This window comes from Bradyrhizobium sp. CCGUVB23 (assembly GCF_024199885.1).
In the GTDB taxonomy this organism is placed as follows: Bacteria; Pseudomonadota; Alphaproteobacteria; order Rhizobiales; family Xanthobacteraceae; genus Bradyrhizobium.
Map to the genome: position 1 here is coordinate 9,767,822 of NZ_JANADQ010000001.1, position 19,568 is coordinate 9,787,389.

Consider the following 19,568-nt stretch of genomic DNA (forward strand, 5'->3'; position numbering starts at 1 on the left):
ACGACGAAATGGCCGTTATCAACGCGAGCCCCGCTCCTTCCGCAGCTTCGCCCAGTACTCGAGCCGCTTCCTGATCTCGCGCTCAAAGCCGCGCTCGGGCGGGTCGTAGAAGGTCTGGCGTCCCAGGGCTTCCGGAAAGTAGTCCTGGCCGGAGAAGGCGTCGGGCGCGTCGTGGTCGTACTCGTAAGTCGCGCCGTAGCCTTCTGACTTCATCAGGCCGGTCGGGGCGTTGAGAATGTGCTTCGGCGGCAGCAGCGAGCCGGCCTGCCTTGCGGTCTGCATCGCGGCGCCGAAGGCGGTGTAGACCGCGTTCGATTTCGGCGCGGTGGCGAGATAGACCACCGCCTGCGCGATCGCGAGTTCGCCTTCGGGATGGCCGAGAAAATCGAAGGCGTCCTTCGCGGCATTCGCAATGACGAGCGCCTGCGGATCGGCAAGCCCGATGTCCTCGACCGCCATGCGCACCACGCGCCGCGCCAGGAACAGCGGGTCCTCGCCGGCGTCCAGCATGCGCGCGAGATAATAGAGCGCTGCGTCCGGATCGGAGCCGCGCACGGATTTGTGCAAGGCCGAGATCAAATTGTAGTGGCCATCGGCGGACTTGTCGTAGATCGGCGCGCGGCGCTGCAAAATGTCCTGCAACTGCGCGGCGGTGAAGATCTCGCCGGCGCGCGCCGAGCGCCAGACTTCCTCGACCAGCGTCAGTGCGGCGCGGCCATCGCCATCAGCCATGCGCGCCAGCGCGGCACGCGCCTCCGCATCCAGCGGCAGCTTCTTGCCCTCGACCGCCTCGGCATGCGTGAACAGCTTTTCGATCGCGGCCGCGTCGAGTGAATGAAACACCAGCACGCGGGCGCGTGAGAGCAACGCCGCGTTGAGCTCGAAGGACGGATTTTCGGTGGTGGCGCCGACCATCACCACCGTGCCGTCTTCCATCACCGGCAGGAAGGAATCCTGCTGCGCGCGGTTGAAGCGATGCACCTCGTCGACGAACAGCAGCGTGCCCCTGCCCATCTCGCGGCGGGCGCGCGCGGCGTCAAAGGCCTTCTTCAGGTCAGCGACGCCGGAGAACACCGCGGAGATCTGCTCGAAATGCAGGTCGGTCGCGTCCGCGAGCAGCCGCGCCACGGTGGTCTTGCCGGTGCCGGGCGGTCCCCAGAACACCAGCGAGCCGAGCGTGCGCGTCTCCAGCATGCGCGTCAGCGCGCCGTCGGGGCCGAGAATGTGGTCCTGGCCGACCACCTCCGACAGCGCGCGCGGGCGCAGGCGGTCCGGCAGCGGATGCGGGGCATCTTGATCGAGCCCCGCCGCGGCAAAGAGCGTTGGCGTCTCCTGTGGTCGCTTCGCGCTCATCCGCCGAGCGTGACGTTGATCTGCTGGCCGCCGCGCACCAGCGTGATGCGCCAGAGCCGCGCGGACGCGCCCGCCAGCTTCTCCAGATCGCTGGTCTGGCCGATCTTCTGGTTGTTGACCGAGAGGATGATGTCGCCCTTCTGGAAGCCGACGCCGGCGGCCGTGGTGCTGTCGCCGATGTCGGTGATCACGACGCCTTCGGTGTCGCCATCAAGATGCAATTCGTCGGCGACCGCCGGCGTGATGGACGAGATCTTCGCGCCCTGGAACGGCGAGCGCGCGGTGATCACGAGCTCATTTCGGCCGGTGTCAGGAGCGGTCTCAAGCTGCACGGTGAGCTTGACCGGCTTGCCGGCGCGCTGCACGTCGAGCTGCGCAGTACCGCCGAGCGGACGGGTGGCGAGGCGGTAGTCGAACGCATTGAGATCGTCGATCGCCTGCCCATCGATCGCGACGATCAGGTCGGAGGATTTCAGGCCGGCCTTCGCCGCAGGCCCGTTCGGCACGACGCTTGCGACCAGCGCGCCGGTCGGCGAGCGCAGGCCCAGGCTCTCCGCGATGTCGGGCGTCACCGTCTGGAGTCGTGCGCCGAGCCACGGCCGCTTCACCGCCTTGCCGCCGCCCTTGGCGGTAGCAACGACGACGCGAACCATGTTGGCGGGGATCGCAAAGCCGATGCCCTGCGAGCCGCCGGAGCGCGAATAGATCGCGGTGTTGATGCCGGCGAGCTTGCCGCTCACGTCGACCAGCGCGCCGCCGGAATTGCCGGGATTGATCGCGGCATCGGTCTGGATGAAGAACTGGTAGTCGGTGATGCCGACCTGCGTGCGCGCGAGCGCCGAGATGATGCCGTGGGTCACGGTCTGGCCGACGCCGAAGGGGTTGCCGATGGCGAGCACGACGTCGCCGACCATCAATTCATCCGAATTGGTGAAGTCGAGCGTGGGAAATTTCTCCTTGGTATCCTTCAGCCGCAGCACCGCCAGATCGGTGCGGGAATCCTTCAGCAGGATCTCGGCCTCGAACTCCCGCTTGTCCGAGAGCGACACCTTCACCTGGTCGGCGCCCTCGATGACGTGGACGTTGGTGACGACGAGGCCCGAGGGATCGACGATGACGCCGGAGCCGAGCGAGCGCTGCATCTGCTCGGGCTGCTGGCCCGGCACGCCGAAAAAGCGGCGGAAAATCGGGTCATCCAGCAGCGGGTTGCGGTTCTGCACCATCTTGGCGGCATAGACGTTAACCACCGCCGGCTGCACCCGCTGCACGATCGGCGCATAGGACAGCTTGAGTTCCGCCGGAGACGAGGGGACGCGACGATCCTGCGCGACGGCGGGATTGAGACTGCCCAGAAGGGTCATGCAGCTTGCGGCAATAACAGTGGCACGGATCAATCGAAACATTCCTACCTCTCGGAAAAGACGCCGGAATATAGGCATGTTCGACCGTCAATAGAAGGGCGCGAGCCGCCAATATTCGCCCCCTTTTCTCTCCCGCCCGGGCATGCAAGCCCCGCGCGAAGGGCGGCCATTTTGCGGCTGCCGCGGGATTGGCATGACGCCCATCATCCCCCAAAGTGGATGGAGGCACGATTCGGTTGATGCGAATCTGCATCAGTGGGAACCGGCAACCGTGGCACGTTTCGTCGCGGAGTAGTCATCAAGCGCTCGTACGACTCTCCGTGATGGTGGGGACGTTGATCAATAAGGGAGTGGATGACGTGAGCAGAAGAAGATTTGCAAGCGTCGCGCTCGGCCTCGCCGGCGCGCTCGCGGTCTCGCAAAGCCATGCGCAATCGGCAAACAGCAGCGAACAGGAGATCGCGCTTCTGAAGCAGCAATTGAAGCTGCTCGAGCAGAAGCTCGACAAGCTGCAAAGTCAGACCGCGGCGAACACGGCGGCCACGGCGAGAGCCAAGGCCGAAGCGAAGGCCGAGGCCAAGGCCGAAGCGAGGTCGGAGGCGAAGGCCGTTGTCGCCAATGCCAATGCCGCCATTCCGGTCAAGGGCCCGGTGGCTCCGTCCGGTGTCGTCGTCACCATGCCGAACAACCGGCCGACGATATGCACTGCGGACGAACAGAACTGCGTTGCGATCACGAGCCGCGTGCACTGGGATGTCGGCGGATACAACTACCGCCCGAACACGGCGGCGACGGTGCCGCAGGTGCTCGATAGCGGCGAAAATCTCCGCCGCGCGCGCATCGGCGTCGTCGGCAAGTTCTTCGGTGATTGGAATTATGCGCTCGTCTACGACTTCGGCGGCACCTCCGACGGCTTCGGCGGCGCGGCTGCTGGATCACTTCCGGGGGGCGCCGTCTCCGGCGTCGAGAACGCCTATCTGAGCTACACGGGATTGAAGCCGTTCGGCGGCAAGATGGCGATCGAGGCGGGCATCATGGATCTGCCCTACACGCTCGATGAGGCCACCAGTTCCAATGACATCTTGTTCATGGAGCGCGCCTCGGCCGGGGTGATCGCGACCAATATTGCTGCCGGCGACTTCCGCTCCGCCATCGGCGCGCGTTGGTGGAACGACGTGCTCTGGGCGGGAGCTTACGTCACCGGTCCGGCAACGGGCGCCATCCATTCGGCGTCCAGCGTCTCGCCGAACGGCACGACCGAACAATATGGCGCGGTCGCGCGTGTCGCTGGTCAGGTCGTCAGCGGAAGGGATTACTCGCTGCATCTCGGTGCCGACGCCGAATGGCTGATCCAGCCGCCGCGCAATCTGGTGACGAGCGCGCAGACGCTCACGCTCAGCGATCGTCCGGAGCTGCGCATCGATCCGACGGTGCTGGCGACGACCGGCGCGATCGCCAACGCTTCCGGCGCACAGGTCTACAGCGTCGAAGCAGCGGCGACCTATGGACCACTGATCCTCCAGGGCGAGTACTTCTGGTTCAATGTCGATCGCAGCGCCAATACAGGCCTGCCGCCCTTCGGTGCACCCAGCGTGAAATTCCAGGGCGGCTATGCCCAGGCCGGCTACGTGTTGACCGGCGAGACCCACAACTACAATCCGGCCAGCGCCTCCTACGGCGGCATCAAGCCGGCGCATCCGTTCTCGCTCGACGGCGGCGGCTGGGGTGCGTGGGAGATCGCCGGCCGTTACTCGACGATCGACCTCAACGACCAGTTGGGCACGGCGACCGGCATCGCCGGCGGACGGCAGACCGTCTACACGCTTGCGCTCAACTGGTACGTCAATGGCAACGTCCGCTTCATGTTAGACTACCTGCATGGCAACGTGCCCAAGCAGGCCTCACCTGTGTCCACGGCGGATGTCGGCTCGAAGTTCGACGCGATCGCCATGCGCACGCAGGTCGCGTTCTGACGCAATACATTCCAGGAGCGGCACTGCCGCTCCCGGAAACGCTAAGCCGCGCGTTTCGGCTTCTTCACGACCACCGGCGGCGGCGCGCAGGACAGCCGCGCCTGGTGGCTTTCACCCCAGGCTTTCAGGATATCGATCACCGGCCGCAGGCTCTCGCCGAGCTCGGAGAGACAATATTCCACCCGCGGCGGCACTTCCGCGTAGACCTTGCGGATGACGAGCTTGTCTTCCTCCAGCGCGCGAAGCTGTTTCGTCAGCATGCGCTGGGTGATGCCGGGCATCAGGCGGCGCAATTCGCCGAAGCGCTGCGTGCCGCCCTGGAGGTGATAGAGGATCACGCCCTTCCATTTGCCGTCGATCAGGTCCAGCGTCGCCTCGACCGAGCAGCCGGGGCGCCGGGCGAAATTGCGTCGTTTCATGCGTGTTTTCCCCAATAGTATCCAAACAGGGACTATATCCCCGTTTTTACAGTACTTGCAAAATCGGAACATCCCGGACACTTAACCCGGCAGGCGATCTCACCATCTGATGGAGACCGGAGACATGAAGGCCGTCGGCTACAAAAAATCGCTTCCGATCGAGGATCAGGAGTCCCTGATCGATTTCGAAACCGCAAAGCCGGAGCCGACGGGGCGCGATATCCGCGTCGCGGTGCAGGCGATTTCGGCCAATCCGGTCGATTACAAGGTGCGCAAGCGCGCCGCCCCGCCCGAGGGCGAGGTCAAGATTTTGGGCTATGACGCGGCCGGCGTGGTCGATGCGGTCGGGCCTGATGTCACGCTGTTCAAGCCGGGCGATGAGGTGTTCTACGCTGGTTCGATCCTGCGCCAGGGAACGAACGCGGAATTCCATCTGGTCGACGAGCGCATCGTCGGCCGCAAGCCGAAATCGCTCTCATTCGCGCAGGCGGCGGCCCTTCCCCTCACCTCCATCACCGCGTGGGAATTGCTGTTCGATCGGCTCGGCGCCGTGCCCGGCAAGAGCGTCGATCCGCGCACGCTCCTGATCACGGGCGGCGCAGGTGGCGTCGGTTCGATCCTGATCCAGCTTGCGCGCCGCCTCACCGGCCTCACGGTGCTGGCGACCGCGACGCGGCCGGAATCGCAGAAATGGTGCCTCGATCTCGGCGCGCATGCGGTGATCGATCACGGCAAGCCGATGAAGGAGCAGATCGAGAAACTCAAGCTGCCGCCGGTCGCGCTGGTGGCGAGCCTCACCTTCACCGACCAGCACTACAAGGCGATCGCGGAATTCATGGCGCCGCAGGGCAGGTTCGGCCTGATCGACGATCCCCCCGAATTCACCATGGGCGTGTTCAAGGGCAAGGCGATCTCGGTGCACTGGGAATCGATGTTCACGCGCTCCTCGTTCCAGACCGCTGACATGATCGCGCAGCATCACCTGCTCAATGACGTCAGCGATCTCATCGACAAGGGCGTACTTCGCACCACGCTCGATCAGACCTTTGGCACGATCAACGCGGCCAACCTCAAGCGCGCGCATGCGCTGCTGGAGAGCGGCAAGTCACGCGGCAAGATCGTGCTCGAGGGGTGGTAATCGCTGTGTAGGGTGGGTTAGGCGAAGCCGTAACCCACCTCTTCTGGCACCGCGTCGACACAAGTGGCGGGTTACGCTACGCTAACTGTTGGTGACTTTCTAAATCCGCACAAAAATGACGACAAGAATGGGCGGTAGGATGGTGAGGGAACTAAAAAGGCGGCCCGCAAAGGCCGCCGCCGAGTGTCGCAGTGGTGTGTGTTTCAGAAGGAGTGTGGTTGCTCTTCGTCGTCGCGGTGATCGGCCGGCGCTTGTTGCTCCTGGATGAGTTCCTGGATCTTGAGGCAGTAGTGCGACCAGATGCTGTCGGATAGATCCTTGAGGAGCTCGTGGACAGCGAGCGCCTGCTCCGGGGTCCATTCGGGATTGATGAGGAAGCTGATCCCGAAGTTGAGGCCGGATGGTTGATGGTGGTTTCTGGTCATGCAACGTGCTCCTTCTCGTTGGTACTGGCGGGCCGGCTTCGATGCTGTGTGCTCTGGGCCTCGGCGCGTTCCAGAGCTTCCTTGAGGCGGTAGGATTCGCCGTCGATGGAGATCACCTCGGATCGGTGCACGAGGCGGTCGACGAGGCTGACGACGCATGCGGCATTTGGGAAGACCTCCGTCCATGCGGCGAAGGGCTTGTTGGTGGTCACGATTGTGGAGCGGGCCTGATAGCGCCGGCTGACGAGTTCGAACAGCAGGTCTGCGTGACGGTTCGAGTAGGATAGATATCCCACCTCGTCGATCGCCAGAACGTCGGCGGCGGCGTAGTGATGGAGCCTTCGGCGCAAAGCGGTATCGCTGTCGAGGGCGGCAAGCTCGCCGAGCATTTCGCTGGCCGATCGGAACAAGACCGAGTGACCGGCGATGAGCGCCTGGTAGGCGATATTCTGCGCGAGGGTCGATTTGCCGACGCCGTTTGGTCCGACGAAGACGATGTTGGTTGCGTCGTTCATGAAGGACAGCGACATCAATTGCTCCACTGCGGCGCGGTCGAGGCGCCTGGGCCAGAGCCAGTCGTAATCGGCCATCGGTTTGAAGTGACCGATCCTGGCGTCGCGCAGGCGTCGCTGCAGCGAGCGCCGGGCACGTTCCTCCTCCTCCCATTGCAGCATGGGGGCCAGCCATGGGGCGCCGGCGATTTCGTCCCAGTGTTCGACCAGGCCGTTGAGGCGCAGCGCCTTGGCGCGGTTCAGCAGGGCATCATCAGTGCTCATCGTCGTTATCTCCAGAAGGGGTCAGTTGGTCGTAGCTGTCGAGGCGGTGCGGCCGGACCGTTGTATCCTTGCGCCGCACATGTTCGGGCAGGCTGGTTTCGACGGGCGGCGGTTCACCACGCTCAAGGCGCCGACGTTCGAGTGCGGCGCGGACCGTCGCCGCATGGACGGAGCCCGCACGCAAAGCGTCCTCGACGGCGGCCTGCAATTCCGTTGCGCCGTAGCGATCGAGCAGCCGCAGCAGCGCGGTCGTGAGCGCACCGATGTTGGCGCCACGTTCGGCGGCCCTGATCATCAGGGTCTGACAGACCGGCACGGTTCGGGTGAGGCTGTTGAGGCCGCGATGCTGGCGCGCCTCACGCTTGATCTCGGCGAGATCCTTCAGGTGTCGTCGGTCTTCGATCTCTTGGCCACGATCATAGCTGCGACGGTGACTGGCGATCATTTGCGCGCCGTCGAAGATCCGGACCTGGCTGAGATCGGCCCGCACGCTCAGCATGCGCCGAACATGGGTATGGGGAACCGTGTAGTCGTTCAGGTCGAACCGCACATAGGGCGTTTTGCCGACCTTCACGGCGACCTGCTCCTCAACGGGATACGGGTTGGCGGGCAGCGGCAGAAGCAGTGGTTGCTCCTTTGCGAACGCCTGGCGTACTGTCATCTCGCGATCCTCCGGACATGGTCGGTCCGCCGCTTCGGATCGGCACCATTGTTCGGCCTGGGCATTCAGCTCGTCGAGATCGGTGAACTTGCGGGCGATGAAGAATGCCTCCCGGATATGCCGTATAGCGCGCTCGACACGGCCTTTTTCGTTGCCCCGGGCAACCGCGACAGGACGCGGCTCGAACCGATAATGGCCGGCGAAGGCAAGCAGCGTGGGATGGAATCGGATCGCATCGCCCTGGCGCTCGAGCACCGCGCTCTTAAGATTGTCGTAGAGCAGGACCCGGGGCAGCCCACACCATGTGTTGAACGCGCCGATGTGGCCGCGCAGGAAGTTTTCCATGCGCGCATCGAGGAAGAAGCGCAGGTAGATGTCGCGCGAGTACGACAGCACCATGACGAACGCCATCAGCGGACGGCGGGCGCGACCGATCTCGATGTGACCGAAGTGCCCCCAATCCACCTGCCCTTGTTCAGACGGCAACGTGCGCAGCCGCAGGAACGCCTCGGCTGGCTTGCGTGGACGGTGCAGAGCGATCAGGTGCCGGAAGTAGCTGGGCGACCCGCGGTAGCCGCGCTCACGCATCATCGCATACAGGCGGCTGGCCGTGAGTGCGGGGAACTGCTCCAGCGTCTTCAGGACGATCGGCAGATAGGGCTCGATCTTCGTGGGGCGCAATATCGGCCTATTCCTGGGCAGTCCGGCCTGGGTCAGGACGCGATGCACGGTCGTGTGATGAACGTGCAACTGCTTCGCAATGGTGCCGCAGCGCCATTTCTCGACGTGATACAGACGCAGGATCTGCGCTTCCAATTCAGGGGTAACGGTCATCGGTCGGGTCTCGGCCTCCATAGGGGTGAGCATGACGAGGCCCCCGGCGACGCACGAAGCCGGTACGAAGGAACAGCGACAACCGACAGCCGCAGAACCGACAGCTCGGCATGGGCATGATCGATGTCGTCGCTCGCTCGCCGACGTCAGTAGGTGCAACAACGACATCGTCCGCAGGCCGGCGCAGTAGTGAACCGACAGGCCATGCGGGTGGAGAGTGATGCGTCACGTTATTGTGCCGCGCCCGGTATCGTCGGGCGCGGGTCGCATGCGCCAGGCGTCCGCGGCGGCTGCGCTGATAACGCCGTCCCGCCTCGCGCAGGCTCTCGCGGCGGGCAGCACGGGCGCAGTCATGGCCGCAATAGCGTTGTCCCCGGTCGCAGTTGCGGCAGATCGTTACCTGCGAACGGCAGCGGCCGCACAGAAAGAAGCGGCCCGTGAGCATCCGCGGCGGTCCTTTCGGAGCGCCGCCGGAGGTTGGTGGAAAAGGTCGACGGAATGCGCTGACAGTGCGATAGTGCAGGCCGCGCACCGTCCGTGGGGCGTGACATCGAGCCCCACTTGCCAGTTGAGATCGGTGTTACGCCGGCTTTGTTTCTGCGGCGCTGATTACCCGCAGATCTACCATAAGGCAGGCGCAAAGCGGGGTACGTCGAAAGGAGCCTCAGGGCGCCCGGAGACGTGCCCCGCGTCTTTTATTCCTCAACTCAGACGCTGGTCGTCGCCGCAAAGGCGTCCGCCCGCTTCGGCGCGATTGGTGAGCGCGCGTGCGGACGCCTTCGCTCTACCGCCGTCGACCTCGTCGTCATTCTTGCGCGGTTTTCGACAGTCAACGACACTAACCCACCCTACGCCTCTACTTCGCTTGGGCGGCCGTCTGGAGCGCCTTCCAGTCGAATTTTTCGGCGAGCGCAAGCCCTTCCTCCTCGGTGAGGCCGTCAAAGGAAAGGTTGAACAGCGCGTCCTTGCCCAGCGCCACGATGAGCGTGCCTGATTTCTGCGGGTTGTTGTAGTTCTTGAGCACCTGCATGCCATGCATGGTTGCGGACATGACGTGGCCGTCGGGCGTCTGAATGTTCATTCCGCTCTGGATCGGCGCCATGGCTCCGGTGGCCGCCTGCCCGACCATGACCGCAGCTTGCAGACGCGCCGAGCCGCGCGTGTATTCGCGCGTTGCCGTGGTCATGCTCGTGTCGGACATCTGCATCGACATGCCGTCCGGCTTCTTGCCGTCCCATCCGGCAAGGTCGACCAGGAGCGGCAGCAGCCGCTGAAATGGCTGGTCGGCGCGTGACGGCGAAAGCGGCCACAGGATCACTAGAGCAACGAAGAAACAAAGAATCTTGAATCGTGACTGAAACATTCTCTTCTCCCGATTGGGCTACCGGGCGAGCATAGCAACCCTTCGTTGCGCCAGAAAGGCCTCACACAGGCAGCACGCCCTCGACAAATATCAGCCGCCGCTCCAGCGCGGTCCTCCGCAACTTCAGCGCTTCGGCATATTCGGCCGAGGCGTACCATTCGCGCGCACGCGCCATCGACGGAAATTCGACGATGATGATGGTCTCGGCCGGTGGACCGCCCTCCACCACGTCCGCGGCGCCGCCACGCGCGAGGTAGCGGCCGCCATACTGCGCGATCGTTTGTGCGGCGAGTGTGCGATAGGCTTCCATCGAGGCGGCATCGCGGACCTCGACCTCGGAGATGACATAGGCGGCCATGCAGAACCTCATCCGCTGGTCTTGATGACCGGAGATATCAGGCGCGATTAATGGCACCGCAATTGGCGCTCACTCACGCGTGAGAAGGGCATGCCCCACATAGCTTCGTAGGGTGGGCAAAGGCGCTCTTGCGCCGTGCCCACCACTTCTCTTGTGGCACGCGAAGCGGTGGGCACGCTTCGCTTTGCCCACCCTACAATTCAAAACAAAAGCGGCGCCCGAGGGCGCCGCTTTCTCAATCTCTAAAATGCCGGCCGGCTTACGCCGCTTCGGCTTCCTTCGCCTGGGACGGACCGGAGTCCTGGCCCTTGGCGTCGACGTCGCGATCGACGAATTCGATCACGGCCATCGCGGCGTTGTCGCCGTAACGGAAGCCGGCCTTGATGATGCGGGTGTAGCCGCCCTGACGGTCCTTGTAGCGGGTCGCGAGCGTGTCGAAGAGCTTCTTGACCATGTCGACGTCGCGCAGCTCCGCGATCGCCTGACGACGGAGCGAGAGGCCGCCCTTCTTGCCGAGGGTGACGAGCTTCTCGACGATCGGACGGAGCTCCTTGGCCTTGGGCAGCGTGGTGACGATCTGCTCGTGCTTGATGAGCGAAGCCGCCATGTTGGCGAACATCGCCTTGCGATGCTCGGCCGTGCGGTTGAGCTTCCGATGAACCTTGCCATGACGCATGTGTTTGTTCCTTACGTTTTGAACTGCCGCGACGGTTCGTCGGACATGTTGCTCAGGTGGGCTTCCTGCGTTCGCCCATTAAAAAATCGTGGCCGGAAGGCTCCGGCCACGACGGTGAAATGGATCAGTAGTGATCCTCGAAGCGCTTAGCGAGCTCGTCGATGTTCTCCGGCGGCCAGCCCGGCACTTCCATGCCGAGGTGCAGACCCATCTGGGCCAGCACTTCCTTGATCTCGTTCAGCGACTTGCGGCCGAAGTTCGGGGTGCGGAGCATTTCCGCTTCGCTCTTCTGCACGAGGTCGCCGATATAGACGATGTTGTCGTTCTTCAGGCAGTTGGCCGAACGCACCGACAGCTCGAGCTCGTCCACCTTCTTGAGGAAAGCCGGGTTGAAGGCGAGGTCCGGGATGATCTCCTGGGCGACTTCCTTGCGCGGCTCTTCGAAGTTGACGAACACGTTGAGCTGGTCCTGAAGGATGCGCGCAGCGTAGGCCACCGAGTCATCCGGCGTGATCGCGCCGTTGGTCTCGATCGTCATGGTCAGCTTGTCGTAGTCGAGGATCTGGCCCTCGCGGGTGTTCTCGACCTTGTAGGAGACCTTGCGGACCGGCGAGTAGAGGCTGTCGACCGGGATCAGGCCGATCGGCGCGTCCTCGGGACGGTTGCGCTCGGCGGGCACGTAGCCCTTGCCGGTCGAAACCGTGAACTCCATGCGGATCTCGGCGCCCTCGTCGAGGGTGCAGATCTGCAGGTCCGGGTTGAGCACGGTGACGTCGCCCACGGTCTGGATGTCGCCGGCGGTGACGACGCCCGGGCCCTGCTTCTTCACGACCATGCGCTTGGGGCCTTCGCCCTGCATCTTGATCGAGATGTCCTTGATGTTCAGCACGATGTCGGTGACGTCTTCACGGACGCCCGCGATCGAGGAGAACTCGTGCAGCACGCCGTCGATGTGCACCGACTGCACGGCAGCGCCCTGAAGCGAAGACAACAGGATGCGGCGCAGCGCGTTACCGAGCGTCTGGCCGAAGCCACGCTCGAGCGGCTCGGCGACGATGGTCGCAAAGCGGGCCGGATCGCTACCCGGGGTTACCTGGAGCTTGTTCGGCCGAATCAGTTCTTGCCAATTTTTCTGGATCGTCACTGTTTCACCCATACAGGCCAGTCAGTCTGCCATTGCGGACACTGGCGTTGGAGAAAGGCCGCAAGTCGCGCTTGCGGCTTCGCAAAACAAAGTCATCGCGGACGACGACGGCGCCCGCGACCTCGTATCAAACGCGCCGACGCTTGCGCGGGCGGCAACCATTGTGCGGGATCGTGGTCACGTCGCGGATCGAGGTGACGGTGAAGCCCGCAGCCTGCAACGCGCGGAGCGCCGACTCGCGGCCCGAACCGGGACCGGCGACCTCGACTTCCAGCGTGCGCATGCCGTGCTCCTGCGCCTTCTTGGAAACGTCCTCCGCAGCGACCTGCGCTGCATACGGGGTCGACTTGCGCGATCCCTTGAAACCCATGGTGCCCGCCGACGACCAGGCAATCGTGTTGCCCTGTGCATCGGTGATGGTGATCGTCGTGTTGTTGAACGACGAGTTCACGTGCGCGACGCCGGAGGCGATGTTCTTGCGCTCACGACGGCGAACGCGGGTGGCTTCCTTGCCCATTGAGTACCTTTCCTGGAGATCTCAAACGCCGCCGTAATGCCAGCGGCTACACCTGTGGAACGAAAAGCGCGTGGCGAACCGAGGATCCCTCTTCGCCACACGCCATATTTGAATTGCAGAACTTACTTCTTCTTGCCGGCGATCGCCTTGGCCGGACCCTTGCGCGTGCGCGCATTGGTGTGGGTACGCTGACCGCGCACCGGCAGACCACGACGATGACGCAGGCCGCGATAGCAGCCGAGGTCCATCAGACGCTTGATGTTGATGCCGACCTCGCGACGCAGATCGCCCTCGACGAGAAAGTCGCGGTCGATCACTTCGCGGATCTGGAGCACTTCCTGGTCGGTCAGCTGATTGACGCGACGATCCTCGGGGATCTTCACCTTCTCCATGATGTCACCGGCGATCTTGGGGCCGATGCCATGGATGTACTGCAGCGCGATCAGCACGCGCTTGTTGGTGGGAATGTTTACGCCGGCAATACGGGCCACGGCTTTCTCTCCTGTTGCCGATCCCTCGTCAGGAATCGGGCTTTAAGTGCTTGCGTTCTCGGGCAGGTGTTCACAAACGCGAACACGACGCCCACCCCCGGTCTTCCTGGGGCCCGGCATCGTCTGAAACTATCCGACTTGGATGCGGGGCTTATTAAGGGATTCCCGGGGGTTTCGTCAACCGCTGCTAGCGCTTAGCTCGCTTTTTCGTGACCTTTTTTGGGGCCTTCTTCGGACCTTTTTTGGCGGTCTTTTTAGCGGTCTTTTTAACGGTCCTCTTGGCGGTCTTTTTTGCGGCTTTCTTGGTGCCTTTGGGGGCCTTCTTGGCGGTCTTGCTGGCCTTTTTGGCCGCTTTCGCGGGTTTCTTGGCCTTTTTGGGTGCCTTTTCGCCAGCTCGCCTGGCTGGAGCCGCCTTGGCCGCGGGCTTAGCCGAGGTCTTGGCCTGGGCTGCCTTGGCGTGGGTTTTGGGCTCGATCGCCCCCAGCGCGAGGAGAAGGCGATGGATGGCGCGGGTGACCTCCTCGATGGTCATCATGCCATCGACGGTCGAGAGCTTGCGCCGCTCGGAATAGTAGTGAATCAGCGGTTCCGTCTGGCTGCGGTAGCTGGCGAGCCGCTTGGTCAGGACCTCCGGGGTGTCGTCGACCCGGACCTCTTCGCCGCGTTCGCGCATCTGGGCGACGCGGGTCTCCACGCGATCGAGCAGCGCGCTCTCATTGACCCTGAGCTCGATCACGCCATCGAGCTTGAGGTGCCTGTGCTTCAATAGCTCGTCCAGCGCCTCGGCCTGCGGGACCGTGCGCGGGAAGCCATCGAGGATGAAACCCTTCTTGGCATCGGGCTGCTCGATCCGGTCGGCGATGATTCCCACCACGACATCGTCGGGCACGAGGCCGCCGCTCGCCATGATCTCCTTCGCCCTCAGGCCGACCGGTGTTCCCGCTGCAACCGCAGCGCGAAGCATCTCACCGGTTGAGAGCTGCACGATGCCATAGCGCTCGATCAGCCGTTGCGCCTGGGTCCCCTTGCCTGACCCCGGCGGTCCCAGAAGGATAATTCTCATCGGCGTTCGCCCCCCGGATCGGTGAGCGATAGCTCGCGCACCTGTGTTTGAAGATCGAGAATAGTGCAAACCACAATCAGCGCCGCACCACCATTGATAATCATACTATAAGGCAGCCCGATCCCGTAAGGCTCGAAGATCTCCGGAATCAACTGCAACGCCGTCAGGTAGACGGCTCCGGCCACCGTCGTCAATGACACCACGCGATCAAGGTAATCCGCTGTGGGCTCGCCCGCCGCAACGCCGGGAATCGCGCCGCCCTGCTTCACAAGAGAATCGGCGACGTGCTCGGGATCGACGACGTAGGCTGTGTAGATGAAGGCGAGCACGAATACCGCGACGGATCCGAGGATCAGGTGACCCGGCGCACCAAGCTGAAGCTGCTTGTAGGCGGCGGCGATCCACGGCGCATCGGCACCAAAGACGTAAGTCAGGAAAGCCAGCGGCAGAAACAAGAACCAGGGCGCCACGGTGGTCGGCACTAGATAGCCGGCGCTGTTGACCTTGATCGGCAGAACCGCCGATCGAGCGGGCATCACGCGTTCCCCGATCTTGCGTTCGGCAAAGTCGACGCGGACATTGCGTCGCGCGCTTTCGACGAAGACGATCAGGGCGACGAGCACGATCCAGAAGACGGCATGGGTCAGCGCAAGATTGACGGATATTTGGCCGCTCTGGACGAGGTCGAGGATACCTGCAACGTCCCCCGGAACGTGGACGAGAATGCTGACGCTCAGCACCAGTGCAAGACCATTGCCGATTCCATGGCGGGTGATCTGCTCGCTCAGCCAGACAAGCAAGAACACGCCGCCGACCATTGACGCGGTCGCCGACACTACGAACCAGTCGCCGGGATCGGGCACGATGTTGGGGATCGTCGTCAGCGTCGAAGCGATGCCCCAGGCCTGGAAAGACGCGATCACCAGCGTCAGGGTCAGGGTGTAACGGGCGATCCTGCGCCGGCCACGCTCGCCCGACCTCTCGAGCGAGCTCAGCCGTCCCCATACCATCGCGACCAGTTGGACGATGATCGCTGCGCTCAGATAGGGAACGAGATGGAGGGCAACGATGGACAGGCGGGCTATCGCGTCAACCGCCAATGGACCGCCCGTCAGCCAATCGCCCGGGCGAAGCCCCGGGAGCAGAATGTGAGCGCCGAGCCTGAAAAGGAGCAGCGCGCCAATCGTGAAAGCGATCCGGCGCGCGAGCTCCTTGGTCATCTACGGCGGCCCCTCAGCTTCGACTTCCTGATCAGCCCTTCATACTGATGGGCGAGCAGATAACCCTGAACCTGCGCTACCGTGTCCATGGTGACACTGACCACGATCAACAGCGACGTGCCGCCAAAGTAGAAGGGCACCGAGGCGTAGGAAATCAGAATTTCCGGGATCAAACAGACAATCGCGAGGTAAATCGCGCCGATCACCGTGATGCGCGACAGCACGTAGTCGATGTATTCGGCGGTGCGCTCGCCGGGACGGATGCCCGGGATGAAGCCGCCGTGCTTCTTCAGGTTGTCCGCGGTCTCGGTCGGGTTGAACACGATCGCGGTGTAGAAGAACGCGAAGAACACGATCAGCGCGAGATACATGATCAGGAACAGCGGCCGGCCGTGTCCGAGCTGCGTCGTCAGCCACTGGAACCATTCCGGTCCCTTGCCCGCGTTGAAGTTCGCAACCGTCGTCGGCAGCAGGAGCAGCGAGGACGCGAAGATCGGCGGGATGACGCCCGAGGTGTTGAGCTTGAGCGGCAGATGCGAGGACTGGCCCTCGAACATCTTGTTGCCGACCTGGCGCTTCGGATACTGGATCAGAAGCCGGCGCTGCGCGCGTTCCATGAACACGATGAAGGCGATCACGGCGACCGCCATGATGATGACGATCAGGATCAGCCCGGTGGACATCGCGCCCTGGCGGCCGAGCTCTAGCATGTTGGCGAGCGCAGAGGGCAGCTCGGCGACGATGCCGGAGAGAATGATCAGCGAGATACCGTTGCCGATGCCGCGCGAGGTCACCTGCTCGCCCAGCCACATCAGGAACATGGTGCCGCCGGTGAGCGTGATGGCGGTGGAGAGACGGAAGAACAGGCCGGGATCGCTGACGACGTTGCCGGCGCCTTCCAGGCCTACCGCAATGCCGTAGGACTGGAACGCGGCCAAGATCACGGTGAGGTAGCGGGTGTACTGGTTCAGCGTCTTGCGGCCCGCCTCGCCTTCCTTCTTCAGCGCCTCGAGCTGCGGCGAGACGGTGGTGAGGAGCTGGATGATGATCGATGCCGAGATGTACGGCATGATGTTCAGCGCGAAGATCGCCATGCGGTGGATGCCGCCGCCGGCGAACATGTTGAACATGCCGAGGATGCCGCCCGCCTGCGAGCGGAACACCTGCTCCCAGATGTTGGGATCGATGCCGGGCAGCGGGATGTAGGTGCCGAGCCGATAAACGAGCAGCGCACCCAGGGTGAACCAGATGCGCTTTTTCAGTTCGTCGGCCTTGGCAAGCGCGCCGAAATTGAGATTGGCTGCCAGTTGTTCCGCTGCTGAGACCATGTTGGGCTTTCTCCCGCCGCCTACTGCGCCGTCATGCCCGCGGCCGGGCTACTGGGCGGACGCCGGACATTATCTGGTGCACGGCTTCGATAAGTCCATCGTCCAGCACGCGTAAAGGCCCGCGAGCCGCGGGCCAATGACGCAGATGTTACGCCGCCTCGCCTTCTTCGGGGGCAGGCGCGAGGATCTTCACCGAGCCGCCGGCCTTCTCGACCGCCGCAATGGCGGACTTCGAGGCGCCGTGCACTTCGATGTTGAGCTTGGCCTTGAGCTCGCCGCGGCCGAGCAGCCGGACGCCGGCCTTGGAACGACGCAGCACGCCGGCCTTCACCAGCGCTTCGGCGTTCACGACGCTGCCCGTGTCGAGCTTCTTGGCATCGACGGCGTCCTGGAGCCGGTCGAGATTAATCTCGGCGAACTCGACGCGGAAGATGTTGTTGAAGCCGCGCTTGGGCAGACGGCGATGCATCGGCATCTGGCCGCCTTCAAAACCCTTGATGCGCACGCCCGAACGCGCGGTCTGGCCCTTGCCGCCGCGGCCGGACTGCTTGCCCTTGCCCGAACCGATGCCGCGACCGACGCGCATGCGCTTCTTGCGCGAGCCGGGGTTGTCGGCGATATCGCTGAGCTTCATCGCCCTTCTCCTTGTTTCTTGCGCATGATCTAGCCCGAAAACCGGTATCCAGCTTCCGGGATCATGCGCCCTTGCTTACTTCCCGTCGACGATGCGGACGAGATGGTGAACCTTCTCGATCATGCCGCGAACCGCCGGGGTGTCCGGCAGTTCGGCGACGCGGCCGATCTTGTTGAGCTTGAGCCCGATCAGCGTCGAGCGCTGCGAGTGATGGCGGCGGATCGCGCTGCCGATCTGCTCGATCTTGATCGTCTTGGCGGCCTTGGCCATTTTTTAAAACTCCGAAAAGCTTCCGTTAGTCGGCAGCCGCCTCGGCATCGCCGCCGATACGACGGGACTGCAGGGTGGACACCTTGATGTTGCGGCGGGCCGCGACCGAGCGCGGCGAATCCTGGTGCTTCAGCGCGTCGAAGGTCGCGCGCACCATGTTGTAGGGGTTGGACGAGCCGATCGACTTGGCCACCACGTCCTGGACGCCGAGCGTCTCGAACACGGCGCGCATCGGACCGCCGGCGATGATGCCGGTACCGGCCGGGGCGGCACGCAGGTAGACACGGCCTGCACCGTGACGGCCGGCGATGTCGTGATGGAGCGTGCGGCCCTCGCGCAGCGACACGCGGGTCAGGTTGCGCTTGGCGGATTCGGTCGCCTTCCGGATCGCCTCAGGCACTTCGCGCGCCTTGCCGTGACCGAAGCCGGCACGGCCCTTCTGGTCGCCAATCACGACCAGCGCTGCGAAGCCGAAGCGCTTGCCGCCCTTGACCACCTTGGCGACGCGGTTGATGTGGACGAGCTTGTCGACGAACTCGCTGTCGCGCTCCTCGCGCTCCTTGCGTTCACGTCCGCCGCGGTGTTCGCGTTCACCTGCCATGGTTTTTCCAATCCTTCAGAGGCTTACGCCTCAATCCTCAAATTCTGTTAGAAGTTCAGCCCGCTCTCACGCGCAGCGTCGGCAAGAGCCTTGACGCGCCCGTGATAGAGATAGCTGCCGCGATCGAACACGACTTCCTTGACGCCCTTCTCTGCGGCGCGCTCGGCCAGCAGCTTGCCGACCGCCTTCGCCGCATCGATGTCGGCGCCGGTCTTGCCGCCGTCGCGCATCGACTTCTCGAGCGAGGAGGCAGACGCCAGCGTCTCGCCCTTCAGGTCGTCGATGACCTGGGCGTAGATGTGCTTGGACGAGCGGAACACCGACAGGCGCGGACGGCCGCCACCGGAGCGGCGCAGCTTGAGCCGCACACTCCGCTTGCGCCGGGCATTCGTAACCTTGGCTTTCGACATGACCGGCTCCGTTACTTCTTCTTGCCTTCCTTGCGGAAGATGAATTCGCCAACATACTTCACGCCCTTGCCCTTGTAGGGCTCCGGCGGGCGATAGGCGCGAATTTCGGCTGCGACCTGGCCGACGCGCTGGATGTCGCTGCCCGTCACCGTAATTTCGGTCGGCTTCGGCACGGCGATCGTGATCCCTTCCGGGATCGGATAGATCACGTCGTGGCTGTAGCCGAGCGCGAGCTGCAGGTTCTTGCCCTGCATCGCGGCGCGGTAACCGACGCCGGTGATCTCGAGCTTCTTCTCGAAGCCCTTGGTGACGCCTTCCACCAGATTCGCGACCTGGGCGCGAGCGGTGCCGTACAGCGCCCGCGCGCGGTTGGTCTCGGCCCGCGGCTTGACCTTGACCTGGCCGTTCTCGAGCTTCACCTCGACGTCGTCATGGACGATAAACTGAAGCTGGCCCTTCGGCCCCTTCATCTTGACGGTCTGCCCATCGACGGTCGCGGTAACGCCCGACGGCACCGTCACAGGCTTTTTGCCAACACGTGACATGGATCAAA

At 63.8% G+C, this 19,568-nt stretch carries 22 protein-coding genes; 2 read left to right on the top strand and 20 right to left on the bottom strand.

Annotated features, from left to right (window positions below; genetic code table 11):
- Positions 1-18: 18 nt before the first annotated feature.
- On the bottom strand, positions 19-1,353 hold the full coding sequence (locus NLN62_RS45975; protein WP_254113114.1) for a replication-associated recombination protein A: 1,335 nt from the start codon (positions 1,351-1,353) through the stop codon (positions 19-21).
- A complete protein-coding gene (locus NLN62_RS45980; RefSeq protein WP_027520934.1) occupies positions 1,350-2,756 on the bottom strand; it encodes a DegQ family serine endoprotease in 1,407 nt (468 codons plus the stop codon). The genes NLN62_RS45975 and NLN62_RS45980 overlap by 4 nt, the downstream gene beginning before the upstream one ends.
- Before the next feature lie 317 nt (positions 2,757-3,073).
- Here NLN62_RS45980 and NLN62_RS45985 point away from each other — a divergent pair, with 317 nt between their 5' ends.
- Complete coding sequence (locus NLN62_RS45985; protein WP_027520935.1) at positions 3,074-4,687, top strand: OprO/OprP family phosphate-selective porin; 1,614 nt, start codon at positions 3,074-3,076, stop codon at positions 4,685-4,687.
- Between the two features lie 41 nt (positions 4,688-4,728).
- Here the strand turns inward: NLN62_RS45985 and NLN62_RS45990 are convergent, their stop codons facing one another.
- Complete coding sequence (locus NLN62_RS45990; RefSeq protein WP_027520936.1) at positions 4,729-5,106, bottom strand: helix-turn-helix domain-containing protein; 378 nt, start codon at positions 5,104-5,106, stop codon at positions 4,729-4,731.
- A 124-nt stretch (positions 5,107-5,230) separates the two neighbouring features.
- Between NLN62_RS45990 and NLN62_RS45995 the strand changes: the two genes are divergently transcribed.
- Positions 5,231-6,244, top strand: coding sequence for a zinc-binding alcohol dehydrogenase family protein (locus tag NLN62_RS45995; protein ID WP_254113115.1), 1,014 nt, complete (start codon positions 5,231-5,233; stop codon positions 6,242-6,244).
- Positions 6,245-6,447: 203 nt separating this feature from the next.
- Here NLN62_RS45995 and NLN62_RS46000 read toward each other — a convergent pair whose 3' ends face one another.
- The 17 genes from NLN62_RS46000 to rplF all read right to left on the bottom strand — a co-directional run bounded on the left by NLN62_RS46000 (position 6,448) and on the right by rplF (position 19,560).
- Positions 6,448-6,669, bottom strand: coding sequence for a hypothetical protein (locus NLN62_RS46000; protein WP_254108354.1), 222 nt, complete (start codon positions 6,667-6,669; stop codon positions 6,448-6,450).
- Entirely contained in the window at positions 6,666-7,445 is a 780-nt protein-coding gene (gene istB / locus NLN62_RS46005) for an IS21-like element helper ATPase IstB (protein ID WP_254108353.1), read from the bottom strand. The genes NLN62_RS46000 and istB overlap by 4 nt, the downstream gene beginning before the upstream one ends.
- Complete coding sequence (gene istA / locus NLN62_RS46010; protein WP_254108352.1) at positions 7,435-8,973, bottom strand: IS21 family transposase; 1,539 nt, start codon at positions 8,971-8,973, stop codon at positions 7,435-7,437. Before istA ends, istB begins: the two co-directional genes overlap by 11 nt.
- A gap of 823 nt (positions 8,974-9,796) precedes the next feature.
- Complete coding sequence (locus tag NLN62_RS46015) at positions 9,797-10,303, bottom strand: hypothetical protein (RefSeq protein ID WP_254113116.1); 507 nt, start codon at positions 10,301-10,303, stop codon at positions 9,797-9,799.
- 61 nt (positions 10,304-10,364) lie between these two features.
- Positions 10,365-10,661 carry a DUF1330 domain-containing protein gene (locus tag NLN62_RS46020; RefSeq protein WP_027520939.1) on the bottom strand — a complete coding sequence of 99 codons (297 nt, stop codon included), beginning with the start codon at positions 10,659-10,661 and terminating at the stop codon, positions 10,365-10,367.
- A gap of 259 nt (positions 10,662-10,920) precedes the next feature.
- On the bottom strand, positions 10,921-11,337 hold the full coding sequence (gene rplQ / locus NLN62_RS46025) for a 50S ribosomal protein L17 (RefSeq protein ID WP_027520940.1): 417 nt from the start codon (positions 11,335-11,337) through the stop codon (positions 10,921-10,923).
- Positions 11,338-11,461: 124 nt separating this feature from the next.
- The gene (locus NLN62_RS46030) at positions 11,462-12,493 is read right to left on the bottom strand and encodes a DNA-directed RNA polymerase subunit alpha (RefSeq protein WP_035661033.1); all 1,032 of its coding nucleotides are present in this window, start codon (positions 12,491-12,493) and stop codon (positions 11,462-11,464) included.
- 115 nt (positions 12,494-12,608) lie between these two features.
- The gene (rpsK, locus tag NLN62_RS46035) at positions 12,609-12,998 is read right to left on the bottom strand and encodes a 30S ribosomal protein S11 (RefSeq protein ID WP_007603045.1); all 390 of its coding nucleotides are present in this window, start codon (positions 12,996-12,998) and stop codon (positions 12,609-12,611) included.
- A 122-nt stretch (positions 12,999-13,120) separates the two neighbouring features.
- Entirely contained in the window at positions 13,121-13,489 is a 369-nt protein-coding gene (gene rpsM, locus NLN62_RS46040; protein WP_027520942.1) for a 30S ribosomal protein S13, read from the bottom strand.
- A 187-nt stretch (positions 13,490-13,676) separates the two neighbouring features.
- Positions 13,677-14,552, bottom strand: coding sequence for an adenylate kinase (locus tag NLN62_RS46045; RefSeq protein ID WP_254113117.1), 876 nt, complete (start codon positions 14,550-14,552; stop codon positions 13,677-13,679).
- On the bottom strand, positions 14,549-15,772 hold the full coding sequence (locus tag NLN62_RS46050) for a preprotein translocase subunit SecY (protein ID WP_027520944.1): 1,224 nt from the start codon (positions 15,770-15,772) through the stop codon (positions 14,549-14,551). The genes NLN62_RS46045 and NLN62_RS46050 overlap by 4 nt, the downstream gene beginning before the upstream one ends.
- Positions 15,769-17,100 (bottom strand): preprotein translocase subunit SecY, encoded by a 1,332-nt coding sequence (gene secY, locus NLN62_RS46055; protein WP_027520945.1) that lies wholly within the window; start codon positions 17,098-17,100, stop codon positions 15,769-15,771. Before secY ends, NLN62_RS46050 begins: the two co-directional genes overlap by 4 nt.
- 148 nt (positions 17,101-17,248) lie before the next feature.
- On the bottom strand, positions 17,249-17,734 hold the full coding sequence (gene rplO, locus NLN62_RS46060; RefSeq protein WP_254113118.1) for a 50S ribosomal protein L15: 486 nt from the start codon (positions 17,732-17,734) through the stop codon (positions 17,249-17,251).
- Positions 17,735-17,809: 75 nt separating this feature from the next.
- Entirely contained in the window at positions 17,810-18,004 is a 195-nt protein-coding gene (gene rpmD, locus NLN62_RS46065; protein WP_027520947.1) for a 50S ribosomal protein L30, read from the bottom strand.
- Between the two features lie 25 nt (positions 18,005-18,029).
- Entirely contained in the window at positions 18,030-18,605 is a 576-nt protein-coding gene (gene rpsE, locus NLN62_RS46070; protein WP_027520948.1) for a 30S ribosomal protein S5, read from the bottom strand.
- A 47-nt stretch (positions 18,606-18,652) separates the two neighbouring features.
- Complete coding sequence (gene rplR / locus NLN62_RS46075; protein WP_027520949.1) at positions 18,653-19,015, bottom strand: 50S ribosomal protein L18; 363 nt, start codon at positions 19,013-19,015, stop codon at positions 18,653-18,655.
- A gap of 11 nt (positions 19,016-19,026) precedes the next feature.
- Entirely contained in the window at positions 19,027-19,560 is a 534-nt protein-coding gene (rplF, locus tag NLN62_RS46080) for a 50S ribosomal protein L6 (RefSeq protein WP_027520950.1), read from the bottom strand.
- Positions 19,561-19,568: the final 8 nt, after the last annotated feature.

Coding starts and splice junctions, on each gene's coding strand:
- NLN62_RS46045 (WP_254113117.1), bottom strand. CDS start 14,552: ATGAGAATTATCCTTCTGGGACCGCCGGGGTCAGGCAAGGGGACCCAG.
- NLN62_RS46000 (WP_254108354.1), bottom strand. CDS start 6,669: ATGACCAGAAACCACCATCAACCATCCGGCCTCAACTTCGGGATCAGC.
- NLN62_RS46050 (WP_027520944.1), bottom strand. CDS start 15,772: ATGACCAAGGAGCTCGCGCGCCGGATCGCTTTCACGATTGGCGCGCTG.
- NLN62_RS45995 (WP_254113115.1), top strand. CDS start 5,231: ATGAAGGCCGTCGGCTACAAAAAATCGCTTCCGATCGAGGATCAGGAG.
- rpsK (WP_007603045.1), bottom strand. CDS start 12,998: ATGGGCAAGGAAGCCACCCGCGTTCGCCGTCGTGAGCGCAAGAACATC.
- rplQ (WP_027520940.1), bottom strand. CDS start 11,337: ATGCGTCATGGCAAGGTTCATCGGAAGCTCAACCGCACGGCCGAGCAT.
- rpmD (WP_027520947.1), bottom strand. CDS start 18,004: ATGGCCAAGGCCGCCAAGACGATCAAGATCGAGCAGATCGGCAGCGCG.
- rplO (WP_254113118.1), bottom strand. CDS start 17,734: ATGAAGCTCAGCGATATCGCCGACAACCCCGGCTCGCGCAAGAAGCGC.
- istB (WP_254108353.1), bottom strand. CDS start 7,445: ATGAGCACTGATGATGCCCTGCTGAACCGCGCCAAGGCGCTGCGCCTC.
- secY (WP_027520945.1), bottom strand. CDS start 17,100: ATGGTCTCAGCAGCGGAACAACTGGCAGCCAATCTCAATTTCGGCGCG.
- rpsE (WP_027520948.1), bottom strand. CDS start 18,605: ATGGCAGGTGAACGCGAACACCGCGGCGGACGTGAACGCAAGGAGCGC.
- istA (WP_254108352.1), bottom strand. CDS start 8,973: ATGCTCACCCCTATGGAGGCCGAGACCCGACCGATGACCGTTACCCCT.
- NLN62_RS46020 (WP_027520939.1), bottom strand. CDS start 10,661: ATGGCCGCCTATGTCATCTCCGAGGTCGAGGTCCGCGATGCCGCCTCG.
- NLN62_RS45990 (WP_027520936.1), bottom strand. CDS start 5,106: ATGAAACGACGCAATTTCGCCCGGCGCCCCGGCTGCTCGGTCGAGGCG.
- rplR (WP_027520949.1), bottom strand. CDS start 19,015: ATGTCGAAAGCCAAGGTTACGAATGCCCGGCGCAAGCGGAGTGTGCGG.
- NLN62_RS46030 (WP_035661033.1), bottom strand. CDS start 12,493: ATGGGTGAAACAGTGACGATCCAGAAAAATTGGCAAGAACTGATTCGG.
- NLN62_RS45975 (WP_254113114.1), bottom strand. CDS start 1,353: ATGAGCGCGAAGCGACCACAGGAGACGCCAACGCTCTTTGCCGCGGCG.
- NLN62_RS45980 (WP_027520934.1), bottom strand. CDS start 2,756: ATGTTTCGATTGATCCGTGCCACTGTTATTGCCGCAAGCTGCATGACC.
- rplF (WP_027520950.1), bottom strand. CDS start 19,560: ATGTCACGTGTTGGCAAAAAGCCTGTGACGGTGCCGTCGGGCGTTACC.
- NLN62_RS46015 (WP_254113116.1), bottom strand. CDS start 10,303: ATGTTTCAGTCACGATTCAAGATTCTTTGTTTCTTCGTTGCTCTAGTG.